The organism is Pseudomonas sp. 22082, from assembly GCF_052046055.1.
In the GTDB taxonomy this organism is placed as follows: domain Bacteria; phylum Pseudomonadota; class Gammaproteobacteria; order Pseudomonadales; family Pseudomonadaceae; genus Aquipseudomonas; species Aquipseudomonas pharyngis.
Window position 1 is genome coordinate 16,470 of sequence record NZ_JBQEQB010000029.1, and the last position, 21,354, is coordinate 37,823.

The window sequence follows — 21,354 nt, forward strand, 5'->3', positions numbered from 1 at the left end:
TGTAGCAAGTGCATGCCGGGGCCGGTCAGTGCACGAAAACGGGCACGGAGAATCAGTTGCACTGTTTATGGGCGTGATTGTTCCCATGCTCTGCGTGGGAATGCCTCAATGGACGCTCTGCGTCCGGCGCTGGATGGGACGCGGAGCGTCCCGGCTGCATTCCCACGCGGACGGTTCGACGCTTCGACGTGGGAACGATCGGGGAGGCGTGGGGGAAGGGATCAGACCAACAGGTCTTGCAAGGTCGCCAGGCTGTCGGCCTCGTCCACGGTTTTGTCCTGGCGCCAGCGCAACATGCGCGGGAAGCGCACGGCGATGCCGCTCTTGTGTCGGCGGGAGAGGGCGATGCCTTCGAAACCCAGTTCGAACACCAGGCTCGGCTTCACACTGCTGACCGGGCCGAATTTTTCCACGGTGGTCTTGCGCACGATGCTGTCGACTTCGCGCATTTCCGCGTCGGTCAGCCCGGAATAGGCCTTGGCGAAGGGCACCAGCGCCCGGGCACTGGAACCAGGCGGGCCGTCCCACACCGCAAAGGTGTAATCACTGTAAAGGCTGGCGCGGCGACCGTGTCCGCGCTGGGCGTAGATCAGCACCGCGTCGACGCTGAACGGGTCGACCTTCCATTTCCACCACACGCCCATGTCCTTGGTGCGGCCGACGCCGTACATCGCGTCCCGGGCCTTGAGCATCATGCCTTCGACCCCCAGGCGCCGGGAGGCTTCACGCTGGCGGGCGAGATCGAACCAGTCGTCACCGGTCAGGGTCGGCGACGGCAGCAGCACCGGGTTTTTGCAGCGGGCGATGACCTGCTCCAGTTGCTCGCGACGCCTGACCTGGGGCTGGTTGCGCCAGTCTTCGCCCTGCCATTCGAGCAGGTCGTAGGCGAGTATCACCACCGGCGCGTCTTCGAGGATTTTGCGGTCCAGTGACTTGCGGCCGATCCGTTGTTGCAACAGTGCGAAGGGTTGCACCGCCGGGGCTTCTGTCGACTGCGGATCGAACGCGTCTTCGGTGACCGGGCGGTTGTTCTTCCAGACTACGATCTCGCCGTCGATCACCGTGCCGTCGGGTAAACCGTGCAGCAGCGTGTCGAATTCGGGAAAACGCTCGGTGACCAATTCCTCGCCGCGCGACCAGACCCACAGTTTCCCGTCACGCTTGACCACCTGTGCGCGAATGCCGTCCCACTTCCATTCCACCTGCCAGTTGCTCGGCGGCCCGAGCAGGGCCTCGAAGGTTTCAACCGGTTGCGCCAGCGCATGGGCGAGGAAGAACGGGTAGGGCTGGCCGCCGCGCTGGGCGTGCTCGTCGCTGGATTCGGGGGCGATCAGTTTCAGGTAAGCAGCGGCGTTCGGCCGGTTGGACAGGTCGGTGTAACCCACCAGCCGTTGCGCCACGCGTTTGCTGTCGAGCCCGGCCATGGAAGCCAGAGCGCGGGTCACCAGCAATTTGGACACGCCGACCCGGAAGCTGCCGGTGATCAGTTTGATGCACAGCATCAGGCTCGGCCGATCCAGTTGCGCCCACAGAGCGGGCAATTGGTGGGCGAGGTATTCCGGGGTTTCACCGCGCAGGGGCAGCAGTTTGTCTTCGATCCATTCGGCGAGCCCGGCCTGCGACGTGTGCGGGTGTTCCGGCAGCACCAGCGAAATGGTTTCCGCCAGATCGCCGACCGCTTGATAGCTCTCCTCGAACAGCCATGGCTCAAGCCCCGACGTTTCAACAGCGAGTTCGCGCAGAACTCTCACCGGAACCAGTTGCCGTGGCCGCCCGCCGGACAAAAAGTACACGGCCCAGGCGGCATCTTGTGGTTGCGCCTGGGCGAAGTAGGTTTGCATCGCCGCCAGTTTGGCGTTGCTCGAGGTGGTGGCGTCGAGTTCGGCGTATAACCCGGCGAAGTCTTTCATGGTTGCACCTCGGCCATCGCAGGCGTGGCGCTGGAAAGCTCTTCTTCATCGTCACCGTATTCGGTGTTGAAACCTTGTGCGTCCAGCCCTTTTTCACGCAGATGCCGCACCAGCACGCCAATCGAGCCGTGGGTGACCATCACCCGCTCGGCGCCGGTCTGTTCGATGGCCCACAACAGGCCGGGCCAGTCGGCGTGATCCGAGAGTACGAAACCGCGATCCACGCCGCGCCGCCGACGGGTGCCGCGCAGGCGCATCCAGCCGCTGGCGAAGCTGTCGCTGTAATCGCCGAACCGGCGCATCCAGCTGCTGCCGCCGGCCGACGGCGGGGCGATGACCAGCGCCTGGCGCATCATCGGGTCGTTCTTCTTCACATCGCCGGCGTAGATGGTTGGCGGCAGGTAGACGCCTGCCTCGCGGTACACGCGGTTCAGCGGCTCCACCGCCCCGTGGCTGAGGATCGGCCCGAGGGTTTCGTCGATGCCGTGGAGAATCCGCTGGGCTTTGCCGAACGAATAGCAGAACAGCACGCTGGCCTTGCCGGCCTCGATGTTGGCCTGCCACCACTGATTGATTTCGGCGAACACCTGCGCCTGCGGCTGCCAGCGGTAGATCGGCAGGCCGAAGGTCGATTCGGTAATGAAGGTGTGGCAGCGCACCGGTTCGAACGGCGCGCAGGTGCCGTCGGGTTCGATCTTGTAATCGCCTGACGCGACCCAGACTTCGCCGCCGTATTCCAGCCGCACCTGGGCCGAGCCGAGCACATGACCGGCGGGATGAAAGCTCAGGGTGACGCCGTGGTGGGTCAGGCGCTGGCCGTAGTCGAGGGTTTGCAAGTTGATGTCCGCGCCCAGACGCGCACGCAAAATCCCTTCGCCGGCGCTGGCGGCCAGGTAATGCTGATTGCCGCCACGGGCGTGGTCGCCGTGGGCATGGGTGATTACCGAACGCTCGACGGGCCGCCACGGGTCAATGTAGAAATCCCCGGCAGGGCAGTAGAGGCCTTCGGGGCGGGCGATAACAAGGTCCATGGCATTACCGGAATGGAGGGACTTGTTAGCTATGAGGTTGGCGCGAAGTCAGAAGTTCTATTGATTTTCTGAACTGTCGCATGATCGTTCCCACGCTCTGCGTGGAATGCCTCAAGGGACGCTCTGCGTCCAGTGACGCGGAGCGTCACTGGCTGCATTCCCACGCAGAGCGTGGGAACGATCGAGACTGTGGGGGGGGATTACTTGCCGGGAGTCAGGGTCAACCGCGTCTTGCCATATACCCGGTCAAAGTTCTGCGGCTGCATCGGCAAGCCAATGTACTGGCCTTTGAGCCACGGATCGATTCCGTTCAGGTAGTTCGGGCTGACCGGATTCCCGGATTGCCCCGTCCCGTTCTGCCCCATCAACGGCTCGCTCTGACCGAAGTCGACGATGAAACGCATCGACGGCGCACGGGTGGTGTTGAAGTCCTGGCCCCAGGCAAACGCCGCGGTGTTGAGCGTGGTGTGGTCGCCGCCCCCCGCGATCGGGCCGCGAACGGTCTGGCCGCTGGCATTCTTCCACTCGTAGCGGTGCAGTTTGCCCCACTGCCAGGCTCTGCGATCACCGCCCAACTGACTGTCGCCAGCGCTGATCGCTGCCGCCAGGCTGCGGGCGAGGATCGCCGGTTTGTCTTCTTTTTGCGGGGTGCGGGCGTCGTCCCAGAACGGACTGTCTTCGCGGCCCAGCAAGTGATCGGCCTGGGCGGCGTAGGACAGATCGCCATTGGCGACAAAGGCTTTCCACGCCGGGCTGCCTTGCGGGCCGAGTTCGTCGAGGAAGATCTGCTTCATGCTTTCCTGCAGGAACAGCTCGTAGATCGCCGCATCGGCGGAAGTCGGGCTGAGCTTGCCGTCGAACGCCATCAAGCGGGTATAGGCTTCGCGCGCCTTGCTGCGCTCGGCTTCCGGCAGTGCGTCGATCGCCTGTTTCAGCGGCTGCGCCATGCCCGGTGCCTCGAACATTTTCTTCAGTTTGGCGGCGAAGGTGGTGGTCTGGTCGTACTGCATGGCGATCACGCTGCGACCGTCATGTTTGCCGCTGCCGGCCAGTTCCGCCAGGCGCTCGCCACGTTCCGGCGCCGCCCAGGAATTCGACAGTTGCATGCCGTAGCCGTGAGGAATGACCCGCTGGTTGGCGGTGCCGAGCCAGCCCTGGGCCGGATCCTGATCGTAGGGGTGGAGCATCGGGTCGGCGTAACCGTCCCAGTCGTAGCGACCTTCCCAGCCCGGCGACGGCAACAGGCCTTCACCTTCGCGGCGGTTGGGGAAGCGCCCGGTAACTTGCCAGCCAATGTTGCTGGCGTCAGCAAACACCAGGTTCAGCGCGATGGCGCGGATTTCCCGGCTGGCGTCCGAAGCGCGTTCCACGTTCTGGGCGCGGCTCAGATCGAAAAACGCATCGAGGGATTTGTCATCGGTGAAGCTCGGGGTCTGCAAGGCCAGGCCAAAGCCTGCGCCCTGAGCAGCGGCCTGGGTGCTGTTGAGCAGCGCGCCATGGCGGGTTTCGTACACCGCTTCACGAATCGGCCGCTGGCCTTTGACGAAATAGGTTTCGTTGCGCACGGCGACCGGTTGCCACTTGCCGTTGACCTCGTAGGACAACGTGCTGCCCTGACGACGGATTTTTTCCAGGAACAAGTCCTGGTTATCGCCGAGCACGCTGGTCAGGCTCCACGCCACCTTGCCGTTGAAACCGCCGAGCACCATCGGCAGACCGGCCACGGTCACGCCGGCGGCCTGGTATTTCGGCGCGCGGATCTGCACGAAACTCCACAGCGACGGCGCGGCCAGCGGGCCATGGCTGTCGCTGGCCAACAGGCTCTTGCCGCTGCGGCTGCGTTGCGGGGCGATGGCCCAGTTGTTCGACGACTGAGTGCCCAGCAGGTTGAGGGCGGCCAGTTGTTCGCTGGCGTTGCTCAGCTCCGTCAGCCCCGGAATCTGCCCGTTGAGCTTGATGCCTTGCAGCTTGTCGGCTTCGGCCAGCGGCAGGTTTTCGTCGGGAGCGGACGGGGTCAGCCACGCCAGTTTGTCGTTGGTCACGGTCTGCGCCAGCACCAGCGAAGCGATTTCTTCCGGCAGGTTGGCCGACTGGCTGAAGTTCAGCAGGCAGAAGATCAGCGCCGAATCTTCGGGTTTCCAGTATTCAGGCTTGTAGCCGCTGGAAGCCAGATCCCCCGGCAGTTTGTCGGCGTAGCGGAACAGGTAGGCGTTGACGCCCCGGGCATAGACTTCGAAGAAGCGCTTGAGCCGTGGCGACGAAGCCTTGTACAGCTCGCCGGCGCTTTTCTTCAGGTTGACGGCGCGCATGTAGCGGTCGGCGTCGAGCATCGACGAACCGGACATTTCCGCCAGACGGCCCTGAGCCAGCAGGCGCAGGGTGACCATCTGATTGATCCGGTCGCTGGCGTGCACGTAGCCGAGGGCGAACAGTGCGTCGTGGAAGCTGTTGCTTTCGATCAGCGGCATGCCCATGGCATTGCGGCGTACCGAAACGTTCTGCGCCAGGCCCTTGAGCGGCTGCACACCGGAGGTCGGCGGGAGGGTGTCCTGGGCGTTCCAGGTCTGACAACCGGTCAGGCTCAGAACACCGGCCACTGCTGCGGCAACGCCGAACCGGGGAAGAAAATGTGAAAGGGCTGGCGAGGCCATGGCAAAGCTCCTGCGGGGGTGTAGAGGCTGGGGGCGCAATAAAGCCGCTACGTTAGTGAGCAGGAGGGGGCCGCGCAAGCGGGGCGAGCGGTTATTTCTTCCCGTTGATCGTTCCCGCGCGCGGGAACGATCAGGCCGGGTGACTCAAGCCTTCGGCGGATTGATCTTCTGCACCAGCGCGTAGGCCTTCACGGTCGCCGGGCGATCCTTGATGTGGTTGAACCAGCGCTGCACATTCGGGAAGTCTTCCAGATTCTGGCTCTGCCATTTGTGCGAGACGATCCACGGGTAGATCGCCATGTCGGCGATGCTGTATTCACTGCCGGCCACGAACTCGTTGTTGGCCAGTTGCTTGTCCAGCACCCCGTACAGGCGGGCGGTTTCATCGATGTAGCGCTTGATCGCGTAGGGGATTTTTTCCGGGGCGAACTGGCTGAAATGATGGTTCTGCCCGGCCATCGGCCCCAGCCCGCCCATTTGCCAGAACAGCCATTGCAGGGCCACCTGGCGGCCACGCAGGTCCTTGGGCAGGAACTTGCCGGTCTTTTCCGCGAGGTACAGCAGGATCGCTCCAGACTCGAACAGCGACAACGGCTCGCCGCCATCGGCCGGCTCATGATCGACGATCGCCGGGATGCGGTTGTTCGGGGCGATTTTCAGAAAGTGCGGCTGGAACTGCTCGCCCTGGCTGATGTTGATCGGATGCACGTCGTAGCGCAGGCCCGCTTCTTCGAGGAACAGGGAAATCTTGTGGCCGTTGGGCGTGGTCCAGTAATACAGGTCGATCATGGAAAGCTCCAAATCAGGAAAATGGCTTACGTGCGGACAGCAAACGCCGGCTTCAGGTTGTCCTGTGTGCGTTCGATAGCTTGCTTAATCCCAGGAGGTGATGCTCAAGTACGGGAAATTCAATGACCCCGCGTGAGAAAAATTGCCATGGCGCTCAAGGCCAACGCTGCACTGATCATCATCGACCAGCAAAAAGGCATTCTGCAGCCGCGTCTGGGGCGGCGGAATAATCCGTCGGCCGAGGAGCGGATTCTTGAGCTGCTGAGTTTTTGGCGGCGCAGCGGACGGCCGGTGATCCACGTGCAGCACCTGTCGCGCTCGCCGGATTCGGTGTTCTGGCCCGAGCAGTCAGGCGTGGATTTTCAGGAAAGGTTTCTGCCGCAGGACGGCGAATGGCTGATCCAGAAGCAGGTGCCGGATGCGTTTTGTGCGACCGGGCTTGAGGCGAAGTTGCGTGAGGCGGGGGTCGAGCAGTTGATCATTGTCGGCGTGGCGACGAACAACTCGGTGGAATCCACGGCGCGCACGGCGGGCAATCTGGGGGTTGACGCGTGGGTGGCGGAGGATGCGTGCTTTACCTTCGACAAGGCCGACTATTTCGGCACTTTGCGTTCGGCGCAAGAGGTGCATGCGATGTCGCTGGGGAATCTGCACGGGGAGTATGCGACGGTGGTCAGCACCGGGCACATTCTGGCGGCAGGCTGAAAAGCTTCCGGTGAATGGGCCGGCCCCTTCGCGAGCAAGCCCGCTCCCCCATTCGACCNTCAAATGTGGGAGCGGGCTTGCTCGCGAAGTCGGTATCTCAGGCGAAGAAGATAATTGCCTGAAACATCAAGCGCCGTGGCACTTCTTGAATTTCTTGCCGTTGCCGCAGGGGCAAGGGTCGTTGCGGCCAACGTCTTTCAGGGCGTTGCGCACCGGTTCCTGGTGGGCGTGGCCGCAGTTCGGGCCGTGGACATGGCCATGGTCGTGATCATGGTGGTGATGGTCATGATCGTGGTTGCAGTCAGGGCCATGGACATGAGGTTGCTGGGTCATCGGGGTCACTCCGTAATCAAATCGGCGGGGATTATCACGCCATTGCGCGCCAGGTGCACGTAGTGAGCGATGAATAAACCGGTTTCCATCTCGCCCTCCAGTCGATAGGGAATCTGCTGGTTCGGGTTTTTCAGCATTTTCACCACCTCTTTCACCTTTGGCCATAGGTTGGTACGGATCGGCACCTTGTAAAACGCGCTGCTTTTGGGGTTCACCGTGATCCAGTGTTCGTGCTCGCCTTCGGCCAGCAGCATGTCGGCCAGGTGTATGCGGTATTCCAGGCCGCGCACGGTCAGGTCGCTGTCATTGGGGTTGTCGATGCGAAAGTGCAGGATGAATTTCTGTTCCAGCAACTTGGCGCGCACCACTTCGACTTTCACCAGGTGCACGGCGGGGTCGCGGGCGTCGTCGGTAAACCATGACGCGCAGCCGCCGAGCCCCAGAAACACGAGCAGTGAGAAAGCCTGGAATGTGCGCCAATGACCGAGCATGGTTTAACTCCCTTTGCTGCCCAGTCTAGCCTCAGCTGCCGAAATACCCCGCACAGCATTTCTTGAACTTCTGGCCACTGGCGCACGGGCAGGCGTCGTTGCGGCCCAGCTTCAGTTGCACGGTCGGGTCGATGAAGTACCAGCGCCCGCTGTTCTGCACGAACGACGAGCGCTCGCGGTGGCTGTGTTCGCCCTGACCGTCATGCCAGCGCGCGGTGAAGGTGACGAACGCGTGCTCCGGCTGGCCGCCGAGCACTTCCGAACTTTCCACGTCCAGACCGAGCCAGGTGCTCTGGGCGCTCCAGTTGCTGATCGACTGGCGATCCAGCCCCGCTTGCTGGGCGGGCAGGGTGGTGGCCACCAGATAATCGATCAGGCCCAGCACGTAGGCGCTGTAGCGCGAGCGCATCAGGGCTTCGGCGCACGGGGCCGGGTGGCCGGCGTGATAGTGACCGCAGCAGGCATCCAGCAGGTTGCCGCTGCCGCAAGGGCAAATGGCTGTACTCATTGCATTACCACCAGTATTTCCCGAAGTTTTCCGGATTGGCCCAGAACCGTGAGTTGAGCCAGTCGGGGACTTGTTTGTAGTCAAGCAGATCGTAGGTGAACAGGGTCAGCACCTGTTCGTCGCGGGCGAAGCGTTCGCTGGCTTGCAGGGCCAGGGAATAAAAGTCGGTTTCCTGCCAGCCGCTGGCCGGCAGATCCGCCAGCACCGCGATGCGGCTGGCGTTGAGGTTGCGGATCCCGCCCAACAGATTCAGGCCGTCGCGCTTGGGCAAATGTTCCAGGCAATCGACCACCAGCGCCAGGTCGAAACGCCGCGCCGCAAGTTCCGCCGGTAACGCACCGGGCGCGGCGTGCGCGACGCAGGTGTCCGGGTGCGCTTCCTTGAAGGCAGCCAGCGCCGGGAACTCGCTGGCGCCGATCAGCAGCAGACGTGCCGGGGCGTAGCGGTCGAGCAGGGCGGCCAATGCCTGCTGCGGCGTGCGGGAAGAAATGGCGACGTTCATCGAAGCTCCTCAATCAGAGCGCCAAGACTAGCCTGCCCGGGCGCCAAGGCCTAGATCTCTGTCCTGAGGGTTTGCGGCAAATTCGTCGAAGTCCCGTGAACAGGCGCACAAACAGCAATGGCCTATTGCTGGCGGAGATTAAAACTCCGGTCTTTACTCCCTGAATCGGTTCTAAGCCGATCCCTCAGGAGAAAACTAGATGAGCATAGTTCGGACAGCATTACCCTTGGTTCTGCTAACCAGTGTGTTGACTGGTTGCGCAGGTTTGCAGAAAACCGACTGGCCGACCTGTGCGGCAGTCGGTGGTGTCGTCGGTGCGGGGCTCGGTGCGACCGAAAGCTCCGCATGGGCGGGGTATGGCGCGTTACTTGTCGGCGGTACGGCAGCGGCCTATTGCTGGGTTCACGGTGACGGCGATGAAGACGGCGATGGTGTGCCGGACAGTCGCGACAAGTGCCCGGGCACGCCTAAAGGCGTACAGGTCGATGCCGACGGCTGCCCTCCACCAGCCCCTGCACCAGTGGTCGAAGAAGCTGTGGTGGTCAAGGAAGAAACCATTGTCATCCGCGATGTTCACTTCCAGTTCGACAAGGCCACGCTGACCCCGTCCGACAAACTGGTCCTGGATAAGGTCGCTTCGCGCCTGAAACAGGAATCCAGCACGGCACAACTGACCGTGACCGGTCACACCGACAGCGTCGGCAGCGATGCCTACAACCAGAAACTGTCGGATCGCCGCGCGCACTCGGTGGTCAAGTACCTGGTTGAAAGCGGCGTACCGCAAAGCAGCTTCGTGTCGGTGACCGGTGCCGGTGAAAGCCAGCCGGTGGCAGACAACAAAACTGCCGACGGTCGCGCGCTGAACCGTCGTACCGAAATCAAAATCAAACGCTAGCCCCCTCGCGTCCGCGGCTTGTGCAGTCGCGGATGCGGGTCTTTACTCCTGTGTAACCGGTATGGGCCGGTGACACAGGAGCTTTAACGATGAGTGTTCTTACAAGGTCCGTCTTGCCGGTTCTGCTGCTGGGCAGCCTGTTGACCGGTTGCGCCACCCACAGCGATGGCACCGCTCCCCTCAATCAACGTACCTGGCCGATCTGCAGCCTTATTGGCGGACTGGTCGGCGGCGGTCTCGGCGCGCTCGAAAGCAGCGGTTGGGCCGGCGGTGGCGCTGCGCTGGGGATCCTCACCGGCGGATTGATCTGCTACGCCCAGGATGGCGATGAAGACGACGACGGCGTGTTCGATCGCCGCGACCGTTGCCCCGATACCCCGGCCAACACGCCGGTTGACCACCGTGGCTGTCCGCTGCCGCAATATCCGGTCACCGAGAAACCGGCCGAACCGGCCCCGCAAACCGAAGTCATCACCCTCAACGATGCCGGCAACGTGCTGTTCGACTTCGACAAGTCGGATTTGAAACCGGCCGCAAAAAGCCAGCTCGACACGTTGATGGACAAACTGCGCAATGCCGATGTGGTGAGCATCAAGGTCATCGGCCACACCGACAGCAAGGGTTCGGATGCCTACAACCAGGCGCTTTCGGAACGTCGCGCCAGCAGCGTGGCGGAGTATTTGCTGAGTCAGGGCCTGGCGCCGAACAAACTCACCAGTGAAGGGCGCGGCGAGAGTGAACCGGTCGCCGATAACAACACGGACGAGGGGCGTGCGCAGAACCGTCGGGTGGAACTGCACATCAATCGCTAGCATGTGTCTGTAGTCCGCAGGCTAGAGCTGTCGGTCGACGATCATCGTCGAACCGGCAGCCATCCGGCGGTGGATCGGTTTTTTTCATTTTTCCCTCTGGCTTATCCCCTGCAGAAGCCGTTACTGTGCGCCCAAAGAATAATTCGCAACACGGGGGAGCGTATGAAGGTGTTCTGTGGGCTGGGGCGATTGTTGACCCTGCTGTTCTGCTGCGTGGTGCTGGCCAATCAGCTGGTGCCGTTTGTTCATCCGCTGCACCTGCTGGTCAATCTGGCCGGCGCTCTGCTGCTGGCGATCCACGTGCTCGAAGTGCTGCTGTGCAATCGCAGCCTGAAGGGTCGTCCGCACCCCTGGCGGGATCGTGGCCGCATCCTGCTGTTCGGCGTATTCCACCTGCAAACCATCCCGGCCCCGGCCGCTCCGGAGGCTTCCCATGCGTAAACTCTGCCTGCTCGCTGCATTCATCAGTCCATTGGCCTGCGCCCAGGTGGTCAGCGTCGAAACCAACTCGCTGATGCGTCTGCCGAACACTGCCAGCACTTTGCAGTTGGAAAAACTGGTGGTCGCCGACTACGGCACCTTGCTGATTCCCTCGAACGTGACCGAGCTGAGTGTCGGTGAACTGCAACTGGGCCACGAAGCGCGTATCGCCATCGTTCCGAGCGAACAGGCGCTGGAGATGAAAGTCAGCCGCGCCGAACTCGCCGAAGGCAGCCAGATCACCGCCCGTGGCGCACCGGGCACCTACGAAAAAGCTGCCCGCGCCGGGCGCAATCTGAATCTGCAGTTCAAGGCGTTGAACGCGCCGAAACTGGTGGTCGATGCCCGTGGTGGCACCGGTGCGCCGGGATTTGTCGGGCTTGATGGCGCCAACGGTCAGGAGCCGGGTTGCACCTGGGGTCAGGCGGGACACGGTTTTGATGGCAGCAACGGCAGCGATGGTCAGCCGGGTGCACCGGGCGCGCTGGTGCGACTTGAAGTACCGCGCGAGTTTCCGGCCGAGCTGATCAAGGTCGAAGTCGCCGGCGGTGCCGGTGGCCCGGCCGGTCCTGGCGGCAAACCGGGGGCGGGTGGCAAGTCCAAGGGCTGCCTGGTGTATCGCGCCGACGGCGGCAAGAGCGGCAAGCCGGGGGCTGACGGGCAGCCGGGGCCAGCGGGTGCGGCGGGGGCTGTGACCGTACAGCGCCTGTAATCGATTGTTTGATCGTTCCCACGCTCTGCGTGGGAATGCAGCTCGTGACGCTCTGCGTCACTGGACGCGGAGCGTCCCTTGAGGCATTCCCACGCGGACGGTTCGACGCCTCGACGTGGGAACGATCAACGGTGCTCTAGTCAGAACGAGGGGCGCGCAGCAGCCACGGCCACCAGCACCACCCCGATCAGCAGGTTGAACCCCACCACCTTGCGAATCCGCCCCAGCACCGCCGCGCCCGCCGGCCAGTCCTTCGCCTGCACCGCCGTGCGCAATTCAGGCAGCATCAAGGCCTGAATCCGGATGAACAGCGCGGTCATCACCACATACAACCCCATCATCACCTGCACATAACGCGGCGCGTTGTCGAAGGCGATGTGTTGCAGATGCAACATGCCCACCCCGGTCACCGGGAGCAGAATCACCGCGCCCCACACCCAGCGAAAAAAACCTTGAAACACTTCCACCCAGAGCGTCAGGCGCCCGGGACCGTCCAGGGCCTTCATCGCCGCAGGGCGCAGCACCATCCAGGCGAAAAACATACCGCCGACCCACACCAGCGCGGCCAGTACATGGATGGGGTAAACGAGGCTAAAAGGTGTCATTGGGGTACTCCGATCTGCGCAGGATTGATTCGCGGGGTATGATAGCCCCCCATCCGAACCACTGAAAATTTATCCAGCGTTTTTTGCGCCCGACACTCAATGATCAGCACTGAACTCAAAACCACGATCCAGGGCGCCTACTCGCGTTTTCTAGAGGCCAAGAGCCTCAAGCCGCGTTACGGCCAACGCCTGATGATCGCTGAAGTCGCCAAGGTCCTCGGGGATATCGACACCGACGAAGAAGGCCGGCGCAGTGGCGACCCCGCGATTGTCGCGGTGGAAGCCGGCACCGGTACCGGCAAGACCGTCGCCTACAGCCTGGCCGCGATCCCGACCGCCAAACTGGCTGGCAAGCGCCTGGTGATCGCCACCGCCACCGTCGCCCTGCAAGAGCAGATCGTCTACAAGGATTTGCCCGACCTGATGCGCAACAGCGGGCTGAACTTCAGCTTCGCCCTGGCCAAGGGCCGTGGCCGCTACATGTGCCTGTCCAAGCTCGACATGCTGTTGCAGGAAGGCCACGCACAGACCGCCACCGCCCAGCTGTTCGAGGAAGAAGGCTTCAAGATCGAGGTCGACGAGGCCAGCCAGAAGCTGTTCACCAGCATGATCGAGAAGCTCGCCGGCAATAAATGGGACGGCGACCGCGACAGCTGGCCCAACGCGCTGGAAGACGCCGACTGGGCGCGCCTGACCACCGATCACAGTCAGTGCACCAACCGTCATTGCCCGAACTTCGGCCAGTGCGCCTTCTACAAGGCGCGCGAAGGCATGGGCAAGGTCGACGTGATCGTCACCAACCACGATATGGTGCTGGCCGACCTCGCACTGGGCGGCGGGGCCGTGTTGCCCGATCCGCGCGACACCATTTATGTATTCGACGAAGGCCACCACCTGCCGGACAAGGCCATCGGCCACTTTGCCCATTACACGCGCCTGCGTTCCACCGCCGACTGGCTGGAAACCACCGCCAAAAACCTCACCAAGCTGCTGGCCCAGCACCCGTTGCCGGGCGACCTCGGCAAGCTGATCGAGCAGGTGCCGGAGCTGGCGCGGGAGATCAAGACCCAGCAGCAGTTCATGTTCACCGCCTGCGAACAGATCGCCGACTTCAAGCCCGGTGAAGATGTCGAAGGCCGCGAACGTCCGCGTCACCGCTTCATCGGCGGGGTGATTCCCGAGCACATGCGCGAGATGGGCATCGAGCTGAAAAAAGGCTTCGCCCGCCTCAACGACCTGTTCACCCGCCTGACGGATCTGCTCAAGGAAGGCATGGACGGCGAAGTCAACATCGGCATCGCCAGCAATCAGGCTGAAGAGTGGTATCCGCTGTTCGGTAGCCTGTTGTCCCGTGCTTCCGGCAACTGGGAGCTGTGGACCGCGTTCACCGCCGAAGACCCGGAAGACAATCCGCCGATGGCCCGCTGGCTGACCCTGGCCGAAAGCGGTTCGCTGTTCGACATCGAGGTCAACGCCAGCCCGATCCTCGCCGCCGAAACCCTGCGCCGCAGCCTGTGGAACGTGGCCTACGGCTGTCTGGTGACTTCGGCGACCTTGACCGCACTTGGCACTTTCGACCGCTTCCGCATGCGCGCCGGCCTGCCGAAGAAAGCCGTCACCGCCGTGGTGCCGAGCCCGTTCCATCACGCCGATGCCGGTGTGTTGCGGGTGCCGGACCTGAAGGCCGACCCACGCGATGCCGCCGCCCACACCGCCGCGATCATCCGTGATCTGCCGGAACTGGTCGAAGGCTCGCGCGGCAGTCTGGTGCTGTTCTCGTCGCGCAAACAGATGCAGGACGTGTTCGACGGCCTCGACCGTGACTGGCGCAAGCAAGTATTCATTCAAGGCAACCTGTCGAAACAGGAAACCCTGAACAAGCACAAGGCGCGGGTCGATGGCGGCGATTCCAGCGTGCTGTTCGGCCTCGCCAGTTTTGCCGAAGGCGTGGACTTGCCTGGGGCCTACTGCGAACACGTGGTGATCGCCAAGATCCCGTTCTCGGTGCCGGACGATCCGGTCGAAGCCGCACTGTCGGAATGGATCGAAGCCCGTGGCGGTAATCCGTTCATGGAAATCTCGGTGCCCGACGCCTCGTTGAAGCTGGTCCAGGCCTGCGGCCGACTGCTGCGTACCGAAGAAGACCGCGGCACCATCACCTTGCTGGATCGGCGGCTGGTCACCCAGCGCTACGGCAAGGCGATCCTCAATGCGTTGCCTCCTTTCCGTCGTGAAATATCCTGAGACATCGGTGGGCAGTTTTGCCCGCCGCGCTGTCTATCTCTCTGTCACTGCTTTTCCATTGGCCCTTGCGGGTCGTTAGGGAGAATTCCGTTCTCATGATTCGTCGTTCGTTGCCTGCCGTTTTTGCCCTGGTTTTCGCTGCGCCTTTATTCGCGGCACCTGCCGGCCAGCAGACCCTGTTCAACTTTGTTCGCCCCGCCGATGTGGTGAAAGTGGCGACCGAAAACGCCGACCTGCCGCAGGCCAACGCCGAGCAGACTCCCGAAGGCGAAGTGCTGCGCCGGGTAACGTTCAACCCGACGGCCCGCCCGACCTTGCGTCTGTCCCCGCAGACCGGTGCCTGGGACTGGTCGCAGTCCGGCATGATGAGCCTGCGCATCCAGAGCGCGATGAACTGGGCGGTGACCGTCTACGTGCAAATCCAGAGCAACGACGGCAAGACCCTGGTCAGCCGCGTCGACCTGTCGGCCGGCCCGGCGCAGACCTTGCTGGTGCCGTTGACCGCGACCTCGCCACTGAGCCAGGGGATGAAGGCCGGGCCGGTGATGCCGATGACGATCGACGGGCAGCGCATCCTGCTGGCAAGCAGCAGCGGTGAGCTGGATCGCAGCCAGGTGGTATCGGTCAGCCTGTCGATGGACCAGCCGAAAGCCGCGCAAAGTCTGTTGCTCGAGCGCTTTGGCGTGCAGGACGAAGGCGAGGTGATCAAATCCGCCTACGGCAATCTGGTGGATGCCTATGGCCAATCCACTCGCGGCAAGTGGCCGGAGAAAGTCGCCAATGACGAACAACTGAAATCCGCCGCCGCCAAAGAACAGCAACAACTGAACACCTGGCTGGCCGAGCGTGAAAAATCCTCGCTGGACAAGTTCGGCGGCTGGAGCAAAGGCCCGGCGTTCAAGGCCAGCGGTTTCTTCCGCACCGAAAAGCGTGACGGCCGCTGGTATCTGGTGACACCAGAAGGCCATCCGTTCTATTCCCTGGGCGTGAACACCGTCAGCCCGGAGGTCAACCAGACCTACGTGGCCGGCCGCGAGTACATGTTCGAATCCCTGCCAAAACCGGGAGAGCCGCTGGCCAGCCATTTCGGCGAAGGCGACAACCGTGGCGGCAACGGCGCCGATCAGGGCCGTGGCTACAACTTCGGGCGTTGGTACGACTTCTACGGCGCCAACCTTCAGCGCCTGTATGGCGAGCCGTGCACTTCGGACAGCGGCAACAAGGCCGGAGTGGCCGAAGCCGCCAAGGCCGGGGCCGCTGAAGAAGCGGCGACCAACGCCAGTGCGCCGGTAGCCGCCTCCGAACAGCCGAAATCCGGGGTTGCCGAGTCGGCCGCGACAACCGGGCAAAGTGTCGCGACACCGTGCAAAAACACGGTCGACGAACAAAAGTGGGCCAGCCACACGCTTGATCGTCTGCAAGCCTGGGGCTTCAACACCGTCGGTAACTGGAGCGCCCCTGTCCTTGGCGACGCCGAGCGCATGCCTTACACCTTGCCGCTGTCGATCGTCGGCGATTACACCAGCATCAGCACCGGCACCGACTGGTGGGGCGGCATGCCAGACCCGTTCGATCCACGTTTCGCCATGGCCACCGAACGCGCCGTGGCGATTGCCGCCCGCGATCATCGCGATGATCCGTGGCTGATCGGCTACTTCGCCGACAACGAACTGGCCTGGGCCGGCCCCGGCGATGATCCGAAATCCCGTTACGCGCTGGCCTACGGCACCTTGAAAATGACCACCGACGTTCCGGCCAAACGCGCGTTCCTCAAGCAGTTGCGCGACAAATACCGCAATCAGGCGGGGCTGTCGAAGGCCTGGGGGATTGATCTGCCGGCGTGGGAATTGATGGAAGACCCGGGTTTCGAGGCGCCGCTGCCGAACCCGGAGCATCCGGAAATCGAGGCCGACTTCAAATACTTCCAGAAGGTCTTCGCCGACACCTACTTCAAGACCATTTCCGACTCGCTGAAATGGCACGCGCCGAACCAGTTGCTGCTCGGCGGCCGTTTCGCCACCAGCACCCCGGAAGCCGTGGCGTCCTGCGCCCAGTATTGCGACGTGCTGAGCTTCAACATGTACACCCTGCAACCGCAGGACGGTTATGACTTCGCCGCGCTGCGCAACCTCGACAAACCGGTGCTGATCACCGAATTCAACTTCGGCTCCACCGACCGTGGCCCGTTCTGGGGCGGCGTGACCCCGTTGAGCAAGGAAGACGATCGCGGCCCTGCCTACGCCAACTTCCTCAAACAGGCGCTGAGCGAACCGTCGATTGTCGGCGTGCACTGGTTCCAGTATCTGGACCAACCGGTGACCGGGCGCCTGCTCGATGGTGAGAACGGCCACTTCGGTCTGGTTGGCGTCACCGATCTGCCGTTCCAGGGTTTTGTCGAAGCCGTGCGCAAGAGCAACCTGGCCACCGTCGATCAGTTGAGCAAAGACGCGCAGAAGGCGGCTGCCGCAGCGGACAAGGCCGGCCACGAAGCCGAAGGCGGCCGCAAGGCTGACGCCGGCAAAGGCCCGGGGCAGGGCGCAGGCCACACCGGCGGGCATTCCGGCAACGGTCACTGAGCATTACGAAACCTGAAGACCGCCCGGCCCGCAGCGGTTCCCAAAAGCCTCACGGGCTGGAACAATGCGGGCCACTTTGTAGAGCGTTTTCGCGGGGGAGTTGCGGGTGCAGATTCAGGGACATTACGAGCTTCAATTCGAAGCGGTGCGCGAAGCCTTCGCTGCACTGTTCGACGATCCCCAGGAACGCGGCGCCGCGTTGTGCATCCGGGTCGGCGGGGAAACCGTCCTCGACCTCTGGTCCGGTACCGCCGACAAGGACGGCGCCGAAGCCTGGCACAGCGACACCATCGCCAACCTGTTCTCCTGCACCAAGACCTTCACCGCCGTCACCGCGCTGCAACTGGTCGCCGAAGGCAAGTTGCAGCTCGATGCGCCGGTCGCCCGTTACTGGCCGGAATTCGCCGCCGCCGGCAAGGAATCCGTCACCCTGCGCCAACTGCTTTGCCATCAGGCCGGTCTGCCGGCCCTGCGCGAATTGCTCGCGCCGGAAGCACTGTACGACTGGCAGACCATGGTCGACGCCCTCGCGGCCGAAGCACCGTGGTGGACGCCGGGCACCGGTCACGGTTATGCCGCGATCACCTACGGCTGGCTGATCGGCGAATTGCTGCGGCGCGCCGACGGTCGTGGGCCGGGGGAATCGATCGTAGCGCGGGTCGCGAAACCGCTGGGGCTGGATTTTCATGTCGGTCTGGCCGACGAAGAATTCCATCGCGTGGCGCACATTGCCCGTGGCAAGGGCAACACCGGCGACGCCGCCGCCCAGCGCCTGCTGCAAGTGACCATGCGCGAGCCGACGGCGATGACCACCCGGGCCTTCACCAATCCGCCGTCCGTGCTCACCAGCACCAACAAGCCGGAATGGCGCCGCATGCAGCAACCGGCGGCCAACGGCCACGGCAATGCGCGCAGTCTGGCCGGGTTCTACGCCGGTCTGCTCGACGGCAGCCTGCTGGAAAGCGAAATGCTTGACGAACTGACCCGCGAACACAGCCTCGGCGAGGACAAGACCTTGCTGACCCGCACGCGTTTCGGTCTCGGTTGCATGCTTGATCAACCCGACGTGCCGAATGCCACCTACGGCCTCGGCCCGCGTGCATTCGGGCATCCGGGTGCGGGTGGTTCCATCGGTTTTGCTGATCCGGAGCACGATGTGGCCTTCGGATTTGTGACAAATACCCTTGGGCCGTATGTCCTGATGGATCCGCGCGCGCAGAAGCTGGCGCGGGTACTTGCCACTTGTCTGTAAAGCGTCGTCCGAGGTTCCAGGGCCGGAACCTCATGGCGAATTTCGTTTCAAAGCGTCTGTTTATCCGGGCGAAAGTCCTCTGATTGTTCACTAATTCTTTTTGTGGGTTTCCAATGTCGTCCAAACAAACTCTCGCCCTGGCCCTGTGTTTCGCAATGACCGGTTGTGCACAGACTCCGAAGAACGACGCCGATGGCGGCAGCTGGTGGCCGTTCGGTTCTTCCGACAAAGTCGCAGCCAAGGAACCGGCTCCGGCGCCTGCGCCGTTGAAACCGGCCGCCACCGCGCCTGTGGCCAAGGCCGAGAGCAGCAGTCCCTGGTACTGGCCGTTTGGCTCCGACGACTCGGCGGCCAAGCCTGAAGTGAAAGCTGAAGCCAAACCCGAGGCCAAACCGGTCGAAGTCGCCAAGGCTGAAGCCGACAAGGGCGGCAAATGGTGGTGGCCGTTCGGCGGCAAGGAGCAGGACACGGCCAAAGTCGTGCCGATGCCCGATCCGAAAGTCACTCAAGCCTGGCTGGATGACTACGAACCGCGCCTGCGCACCGCGATCAAGGACAGCAATCTGCAACTCGAGCGCCGTGAAAACGTGCTGGTCGTGACCGCGCCGGTGGAAGGCTCGTTCAACCCGGATCGCCCGGCCATGCTGCTGCCAGTGACTCTCGGCCCGTTCACTCGCGTCGCGAAAATCCTTGAAGCCGACCCGAAAACCGCCGTGCTGGTGCTGGGTCACAGTGACACGACCGGTGCCGCTCCGGCCAACATCAAGCTGAGCCAGGAACGCGCCCAGGCCGTGGCGGCGATCTTCCGCCTCAGCGGTCTGCAGCGTGATCGCCTGATGCTGCGCGGCATGGGTTCCGAAGCACCGCGTGCCGCCAACGACAGCGTTGAAGGTCGCGCCCTGAACCGTCGTGTCGAACTGCTGGTGACCCCGCAGAACACCATGGTCGCGCTGCTGAGCAAGTACAACATGCCGGCACCGAAGCCAGTGACCATGGTCGCTGCCCAGGACGTCAAGCCTGCCGCCAAACCGGTGACCCCGGCGCCAGCTGCGAAGAAAGCCGCTGTACCGGCCACCAAAAAGGCTCCGGCCAAGAAAGCTGCTGCCAAGGCTCCAGCGAAGAAGGCCCCGGCCAAGGCTCCGGCGAAAAAGACCGCACCCGCCAAAGCCTCTGCAACCGACAAGAAAGTCGCTGCGACCGATACCACCAAAAAGTGATCCGCTAACGAAAAGGAATGCGCCGTGACTCAGTCTCTGGCAGATATGCGTCGTGATTACACCCGGGACGGCCTGACCGAGGCGCAAGCCCCGGCGGAGCCCTTTGCGTTGTTTCACCAGTGGTTTGCCGAAGCGGTGAAAACCGAACAGGCGCCAGTGGAAGCCAACGCCATGACCCTGGCCACGGTGGATGCGGACGGCCGTCCGCATTGCCGCATTCTGCTGCTCAAGGGACTGGACGAGCAGGGCTTCACCTTCTTCACCAACTACGAAAGCGCCAAGGGCCAGCATCTGGCGGCGAACCCGTTCGCTGCCATGACGTTCTTCTGGCCGACCCTCGAGCGCCAGGTGCGGATTGAAGGGCGGGTGCTGAAGGTCTCGCCTGAAGAGTCCGACGCGTATTATCAGGTGCGGCCGCTGGGCAGCCGACTCGGCGCCTGGGCCTCACCGCAGAGCCGGGTGATCAACGGCCGGGGTGAACTGGAAGACTTGCTCAAGGCGACCGAGCAACGCTTCACCGACACTCAGCCTCACTGCCCGGAACACTGGGGCGGTTACCGCCTGCTCCCCGAGCGCATCGAGTTCTGGCAGGGCCGCGCGAGCCGTCTGCACGATCGCCTCAACTACCGTGTGCAGGGCGCCGATTGGATTCTTGAACGTCTGGCACCCTGAGCAGTCTACCGAGCGGGATAGCCTGGCGCAGCGGCTTCGAGCCACTTCGGCAGGTCCCGGCGCTTGATCTTCTGCGCCTGAGCCTGCTCCAGCCGTTCGAGCATGAACGCGCGTTTGCCTTCATCCTTGCCGGCCAGTGACAATGCCAGATCGCGATCCATCCAGCGTTTGATCCGTACATACAGCCACCAATGGAAGTACAGACCGGCGGCGGTGGTGACGACAATGATGAAGTAATCCATGGAAATCCTTGGGTCGGCGGCGCAGGAAATGGAATTTGGCGCTACTGTTGGGTGAGTTCGCGGGCGCCTGTACCGGGCCTGAATGAAAGCAACTTAATCCGGGCGACGCCGTGACAGGCGTCAAGCTGCGGAGTTTAATGAATACCTGTCCTTTGGAGTTGATGCTATGCGTAAGTCTGTTCTGCTGGTTGCTTCCTTTTCCACGATGGCGATGTTGCTGACCGGCTGCCAGTCGAGCCTGACCGGTGACTCCTACTCCCGTGACGAAGCGCGTCGCGTGCAGACGATTCGCATGGGCACCATCGAATCCCTGCGTCCGGTGAAAATCGAAGGCACCAAGACCCCGATCGGCGGCGCTGCCGGTGCAGTGGTTGGCGGCGTCGGTGGCAGCGCGATCGGCGGCGGCAAAGGCAGCATCGTTGCAGCCGTTATCGGTGCGGTAGCTGGTGGCCTGATCGGCTCGGCCACTGAAGAAGGCCTGACCCGCACACAAGGTGTTGAAATCACCGTGCGCGAAGACGACGGCAGCATGCGCGCCTATGTGCAGCAAGTGCAGGAGAATGAAGTGTTCCGCGTGGGTGAGCGGGTACGGATTTCGACTGTTGGCGGGACCAGCCGCGTTTCGCACTAAGCGCAAACGAGCGGCAAAAGAAAACCCCGATCAGGTGACTGGTCGGGGTTTTTTGTTGGGTTGCGCCATTAACGAAGCAGGAAAATCGTGGCTGTA

General features: G+C 63.0%; 21 protein-coding genes. 11 read left to right on the forward strand and 10 right to left on the reverse strand.

The window, feature by feature from the left end; all coding sequences use genetic code 11:
• Positions 1 to 221: 221 nt before the first annotated feature.
• The 4 genes from ACTJK9_RS26315 to ACTJK9_RS26330 form a co-directional block, all read right to left on the reverse strand.
• Positions 222 to 1,910 carry an ATP-dependent DNA ligase gene (locus tag ACTJK9_RS26315; protein ID WP_440817244.1) on the reverse strand — a complete coding sequence of 563 codons (1,689 nt, stop codon included), beginning with the start codon at positions 1,908 to 1,910 and terminating at the stop codon, positions 222 to 224.
• Positions 1,907 to 2,941: a ligase-associated DNA damage response exonuclease gene (locus ACTJK9_RS26320; protein ID WP_085612351.1), complete on the reverse strand. Its 1,035-nt coding sequence runs from the start codon at positions 2,939 to 2,941 to the stop codon at positions 1,907 to 1,909. The genes ACTJK9_RS26315 and ACTJK9_RS26320 overlap by 4 nt, the downstream gene beginning before the upstream one ends.
• A gap of 200 nt (positions 2,942 to 3,141) precedes the next feature.
• Positions 3,142 to 5,592, reverse strand: a complete 2,451-nt coding sequence (locus tag ACTJK9_RS26325) for a penicillin acylase family protein (protein ID WP_085612352.1) — start codon at positions 5,590 to 5,592, stop codon at positions 3,142 to 3,144.
• Between the two features lie 144 nt (positions 5,593 to 5,736).
• Positions 5,737 to 6,381, reverse strand: coding sequence for a glutathione binding-like protein (locus ACTJK9_RS26330; RefSeq protein WP_064593916.1), 645 nt, complete (start codon positions 6,379 to 6,381; stop codon positions 5,737 to 5,739).
• Between the two features lie 147 nt (positions 6,382 to 6,528).
• Between ACTJK9_RS26330 and ACTJK9_RS26335 the strand changes: the two genes are divergently transcribed.
• On the forward strand, positions 6,529 to 7,086 hold the full coding sequence (locus ACTJK9_RS26335; RefSeq protein ID WP_440817249.1) for a cysteine hydrolase family protein: 558 nt from the start codon (positions 6,529 to 6,531) through the stop codon (positions 7,084 to 7,086).
• Positions 7,087 to 7,212: 126 nt separating this feature from the next.
• Here the strand turns inward: ACTJK9_RS26335 and ACTJK9_RS26340 are convergent, their stop codons facing one another.
• Genes ACTJK9_RS26340 through ACTJK9_RS26355 form a run of 4 tightly spaced genes read right to left on the reverse strand, consistent with a single transcriptional unit; the run spans position 7,213 to position 8,920 of the window.
• Complete coding sequence (locus tag ACTJK9_RS26340) at positions 7,213 to 7,419, reverse strand: SEC-C metal-binding domain-containing protein (RefSeq protein WP_007955014.1); 207 nt, start codon at positions 7,417 to 7,419, stop codon at positions 7,213 to 7,215.
• 5 nt (positions 7,420 to 7,424) lie between these two features.
• Complete coding sequence (locus ACTJK9_RS26345; protein ID WP_064593919.1) at positions 7,425 to 7,910, reverse strand: LEA type 2 family protein; 486 nt, start codon at positions 7,908 to 7,910, stop codon at positions 7,425 to 7,427.
• A gap of 31 nt (positions 7,911 to 7,941) precedes the next feature.
• Positions 7,942 to 8,418, reverse strand: a complete 477-nt coding sequence (locus tag ACTJK9_RS26350; RefSeq protein ID WP_011332777.1) for a YchJ family protein — start codon at positions 8,416 to 8,418, stop codon at positions 7,942 to 7,944.
• A gap of 4 nt (positions 8,419 to 8,422) precedes the next feature.
• Positions 8,423 to 8,920 (reverse strand): DUF6231 family protein, encoded by a 498-nt coding sequence (locus ACTJK9_RS26355; protein WP_011332778.1) that lies wholly within the window; start codon positions 8,918 to 8,920, stop codon positions 8,423 to 8,425.
• Between the two features lie 199 nt (positions 8,921 to 9,119).
• Here ACTJK9_RS26355 and ACTJK9_RS26360 point away from each other — a divergent pair, with 199 nt between their 5' ends.
• From ACTJK9_RS26360 to ACTJK9_RS26375, 4 genes are all read left to right on the forward strand, one after another.
• Positions 9,120 to 9,815, forward strand: coding sequence for an OmpA family protein (locus ACTJK9_RS26360; protein WP_085612354.1), 696 nt, complete (start codon positions 9,120 to 9,122; stop codon positions 9,813 to 9,815).
• Positions 9,816 to 9,904: 89 nt separating this feature from the next.
• The gene (locus ACTJK9_RS26365; protein ID WP_039771352.1) at positions 9,905 to 10,627 is read left to right on the forward strand and encodes an OmpA family protein; all 723 of its coding nucleotides are present in this window, start codon (positions 9,905 to 9,907) and stop codon (positions 10,625 to 10,627) included.
• A 162-nt stretch (positions 10,628 to 10,789) separates the two neighbouring features.
• A complete protein-coding gene (locus ACTJK9_RS26370; RefSeq protein WP_085612355.1) occupies positions 10,790 to 11,068 on the forward strand; it encodes a DUF1145 domain-containing protein in 279 nt (92 codons plus the stop codon).
• Positions 11,061 to 11,819 carry a collagen-like protein gene (locus tag ACTJK9_RS26375; RefSeq protein WP_221398853.1) on the forward strand — a complete coding sequence of 253 codons (759 nt, stop codon included), beginning with the start codon at positions 11,061 to 11,063 and terminating at the stop codon, positions 11,817 to 11,819. The genes ACTJK9_RS26370 and ACTJK9_RS26375 overlap by 8 nt, the downstream gene beginning before the upstream one ends.
• A gap of 140 nt (positions 11,820 to 11,959) precedes the next feature.
• Here ACTJK9_RS26375 and ACTJK9_RS26380 read toward each other — a convergent pair whose 3' ends face one another.
• A complete protein-coding gene (locus ACTJK9_RS26380) occupies positions 11,960 to 12,424 on the reverse strand; it encodes a CopD family protein (protein WP_440817254.1) in 465 nt (154 codons plus the stop codon).
• Between the two features lie 99 nt (positions 12,425 to 12,523).
• Here ACTJK9_RS26380 and dinG point away from each other — a divergent pair, with 99 nt between their 5' ends.
• The 5 genes from dinG (at position 12,524) to pdxH (ending at position 20,385) form a co-directional block, all read left to right on the forward strand.
• Positions 12,524 to 14,668: an ATP-dependent DNA helicase DinG gene (dinG, locus tag ACTJK9_RS26385; protein ID WP_440817257.1), complete on the forward strand. Its 2,145-nt coding sequence runs from the start codon at positions 12,524 to 12,526 to the stop codon at positions 14,666 to 14,668.
• Between the two features lie 95 nt (positions 14,669 to 14,763).
• On the forward strand, positions 14,764 to 17,244 hold the full coding sequence (locus ACTJK9_RS26390; protein ID WP_440817259.1) for a beta-agarase: 2,481 nt from the start codon (positions 14,764 to 14,766) through the stop codon (positions 17,242 to 17,244).
• 106 nt (positions 17,245 to 17,350) lie between these two features.
• A complete protein-coding gene (locus ACTJK9_RS26395; protein ID WP_011332785.1) occupies positions 17,351 to 18,496 on the forward strand; it encodes an EstA family serine hydrolase in 1,146 nt (381 codons plus the stop codon).
• 113 nt (positions 18,497 to 18,609) lie between these two features.
• Entirely contained in the window at positions 18,610 to 19,713 is a 1,104-nt protein-coding gene (locus tag ACTJK9_RS26400) for an OmpA family protein (protein ID WP_085612358.1), read from the forward strand.
• A 24-nt stretch (positions 19,714 to 19,737) separates the two neighbouring features.
• Positions 19,738 to 20,385 (forward strand): pyridoxamine 5'-phosphate oxidase, encoded by a 648-nt coding sequence (gene pdxH / locus ACTJK9_RS26405; RefSeq protein WP_085647844.1) that lies wholly within the window; start codon positions 19,738 to 19,740, stop codon positions 20,383 to 20,385.
• 5 nt (positions 20,386 to 20,390) lie between these two features.
• Here pdxH and ACTJK9_RS26410 read toward each other — a convergent pair whose 3' ends face one another.
• The gene (locus ACTJK9_RS26410; RefSeq protein WP_440817263.1) at positions 20,391 to 20,627 is read right to left on the reverse strand and encodes a hypothetical protein; all 237 of its coding nucleotides are present in this window, start codon (positions 20,625 to 20,627) and stop codon (positions 20,391 to 20,393) included.
• A gap of 166 nt (positions 20,628 to 20,793) precedes the next feature.
• On the opposite strand from ACTJK9_RS26410, the gene ACTJK9_RS26415 reads away from it, so the two are divergent.
• Positions 20,794 to 21,258: a glycine zipper 2TM domain-containing protein gene (locus tag ACTJK9_RS26415; RefSeq protein ID WP_007969461.1), complete on the forward strand. Its 465-nt coding sequence runs from the start codon at positions 20,794 to 20,796 to the stop codon at positions 21,256 to 21,258.
• Positions 21,259 to 21,354 lie beyond the last annotated feature (96 nt).

Bases quoted from the DNA above. Each gene is read 5' to 3' on its own strand.
- dinG (WP_440817257.1), top strand. From the start codon at position 12,524: ATGATCAGCACTGAACTCAAAACCACGATCCAGGGCGCCTACTCGCGT.
- ACTJK9_RS26320 (WP_085612351.1), bottom strand. From the start codon at position 2,941: ATGGACCTTGTTATCGCCCGCCCCGAAGGCCTCTACTGCCCTGCCGGG.
- ACTJK9_RS26330 (WP_064593916.1), bottom strand. From the start codon at position 6,381: ATGATCGACCTGTATTACTGGACCACGCCCAACGGCCACAAGATTTCC.
- ACTJK9_RS26335 (WP_440817249.1), top strand. From the start codon at position 6,529: ATGGCGCTCAAGGCCAACGCTGCACTGATCATCATCGACCAGCAAAAA.
- ACTJK9_RS26380 (WP_440817254.1), bottom strand. From the start codon at position 12,424: ATGACACCTTTTAGCCTCGTTTACCCCATCCATGTACTGGCCGCGCTG.
- ACTJK9_RS26360 (WP_085612354.1), top strand. From the start codon at position 9,120: ATGAGCATAGTTCGGACAGCATTACCCTTGGTTCTGCTAACCAGTGTG.
- ACTJK9_RS26350 (WP_011332777.1), bottom strand. From the start codon at position 8,418: ATGAGTACAGCCATTTGCCCTTGCGGCAGCGGCAACCTGCTGGATGCC.
- ACTJK9_RS26315 (WP_440817244.1), bottom strand. From the start codon at position 1,910: ATGAAAGACTTCGCCGGGTTATACGCCGAACTCGACGCCACCACCTCG.
- ACTJK9_RS26365 (WP_039771352.1), top strand. From the start codon at position 9,905: ATGAGTGTTCTTACAAGGTCCGTCTTGCCGGTTCTGCTGCTGGGCAGC.
- ACTJK9_RS26340 (WP_007955014.1), bottom strand. From the start codon at position 7,419: ATGACCCAGCAACCTCATGTCCATGGCCCTGACTGCAACCACGATCAT.
- ACTJK9_RS26355 (WP_011332778.1), bottom strand. From the start codon at position 8,920: ATGAACGTCGCCATTTCTTCCCGCACGCCGCAGCAGGCATTGGCCGCC.
- ACTJK9_RS26345 (WP_064593919.1), bottom strand. From the start codon at position 7,910: ATGCTCGGTCATTGGCGCACATTCCAGGCTTTCTCACTGCTCGTGTTT.
- ACTJK9_RS26400 (WP_085612358.1), top strand. From the start codon at position 18,610: ATGTCGTCCAAACAAACTCTCGCCCTGGCCCTGTGTTTCGCAATGACC.
- ACTJK9_RS26415 (WP_007969461.1), top strand. From the start codon at position 20,794: ATGCGTAAGTCTGTTCTGCTGGTTGCTTCCTTTTCCACGATGGCGATG.
- ACTJK9_RS26375 (WP_221398853.1), top strand. From the start codon at position 11,061: ATGCGTAAACTCTGCCTGCTCGCTGCATTCATCAGTCCATTGGCCTGC.
- ACTJK9_RS26370 (WP_085612355.1), top strand. From the start codon at position 10,790: ATGAAGGTGTTCTGTGGGCTGGGGCGATTGTTGACCCTGCTGTTCTGC.
- ACTJK9_RS26325 (WP_085612352.1), bottom strand. From the start codon at position 5,592: ATGGCCTCGCCAGCCCTTTCACATTTTCTTCCCCGGTTCGGCGTTGCC.
- ACTJK9_RS26390 (WP_440817259.1), top strand. From the start codon at position 14,764: ATGATTCGTCGTTCGTTGCCTGCCGTTTTTGCCCTGGTTTTCGCTGCG.
- ACTJK9_RS26410 (WP_440817263.1), bottom strand. From the start codon at position 20,627: ATGGATTACTTCATCATTGTCGTCACCACCGCCGCCGGTCTGTACTTC.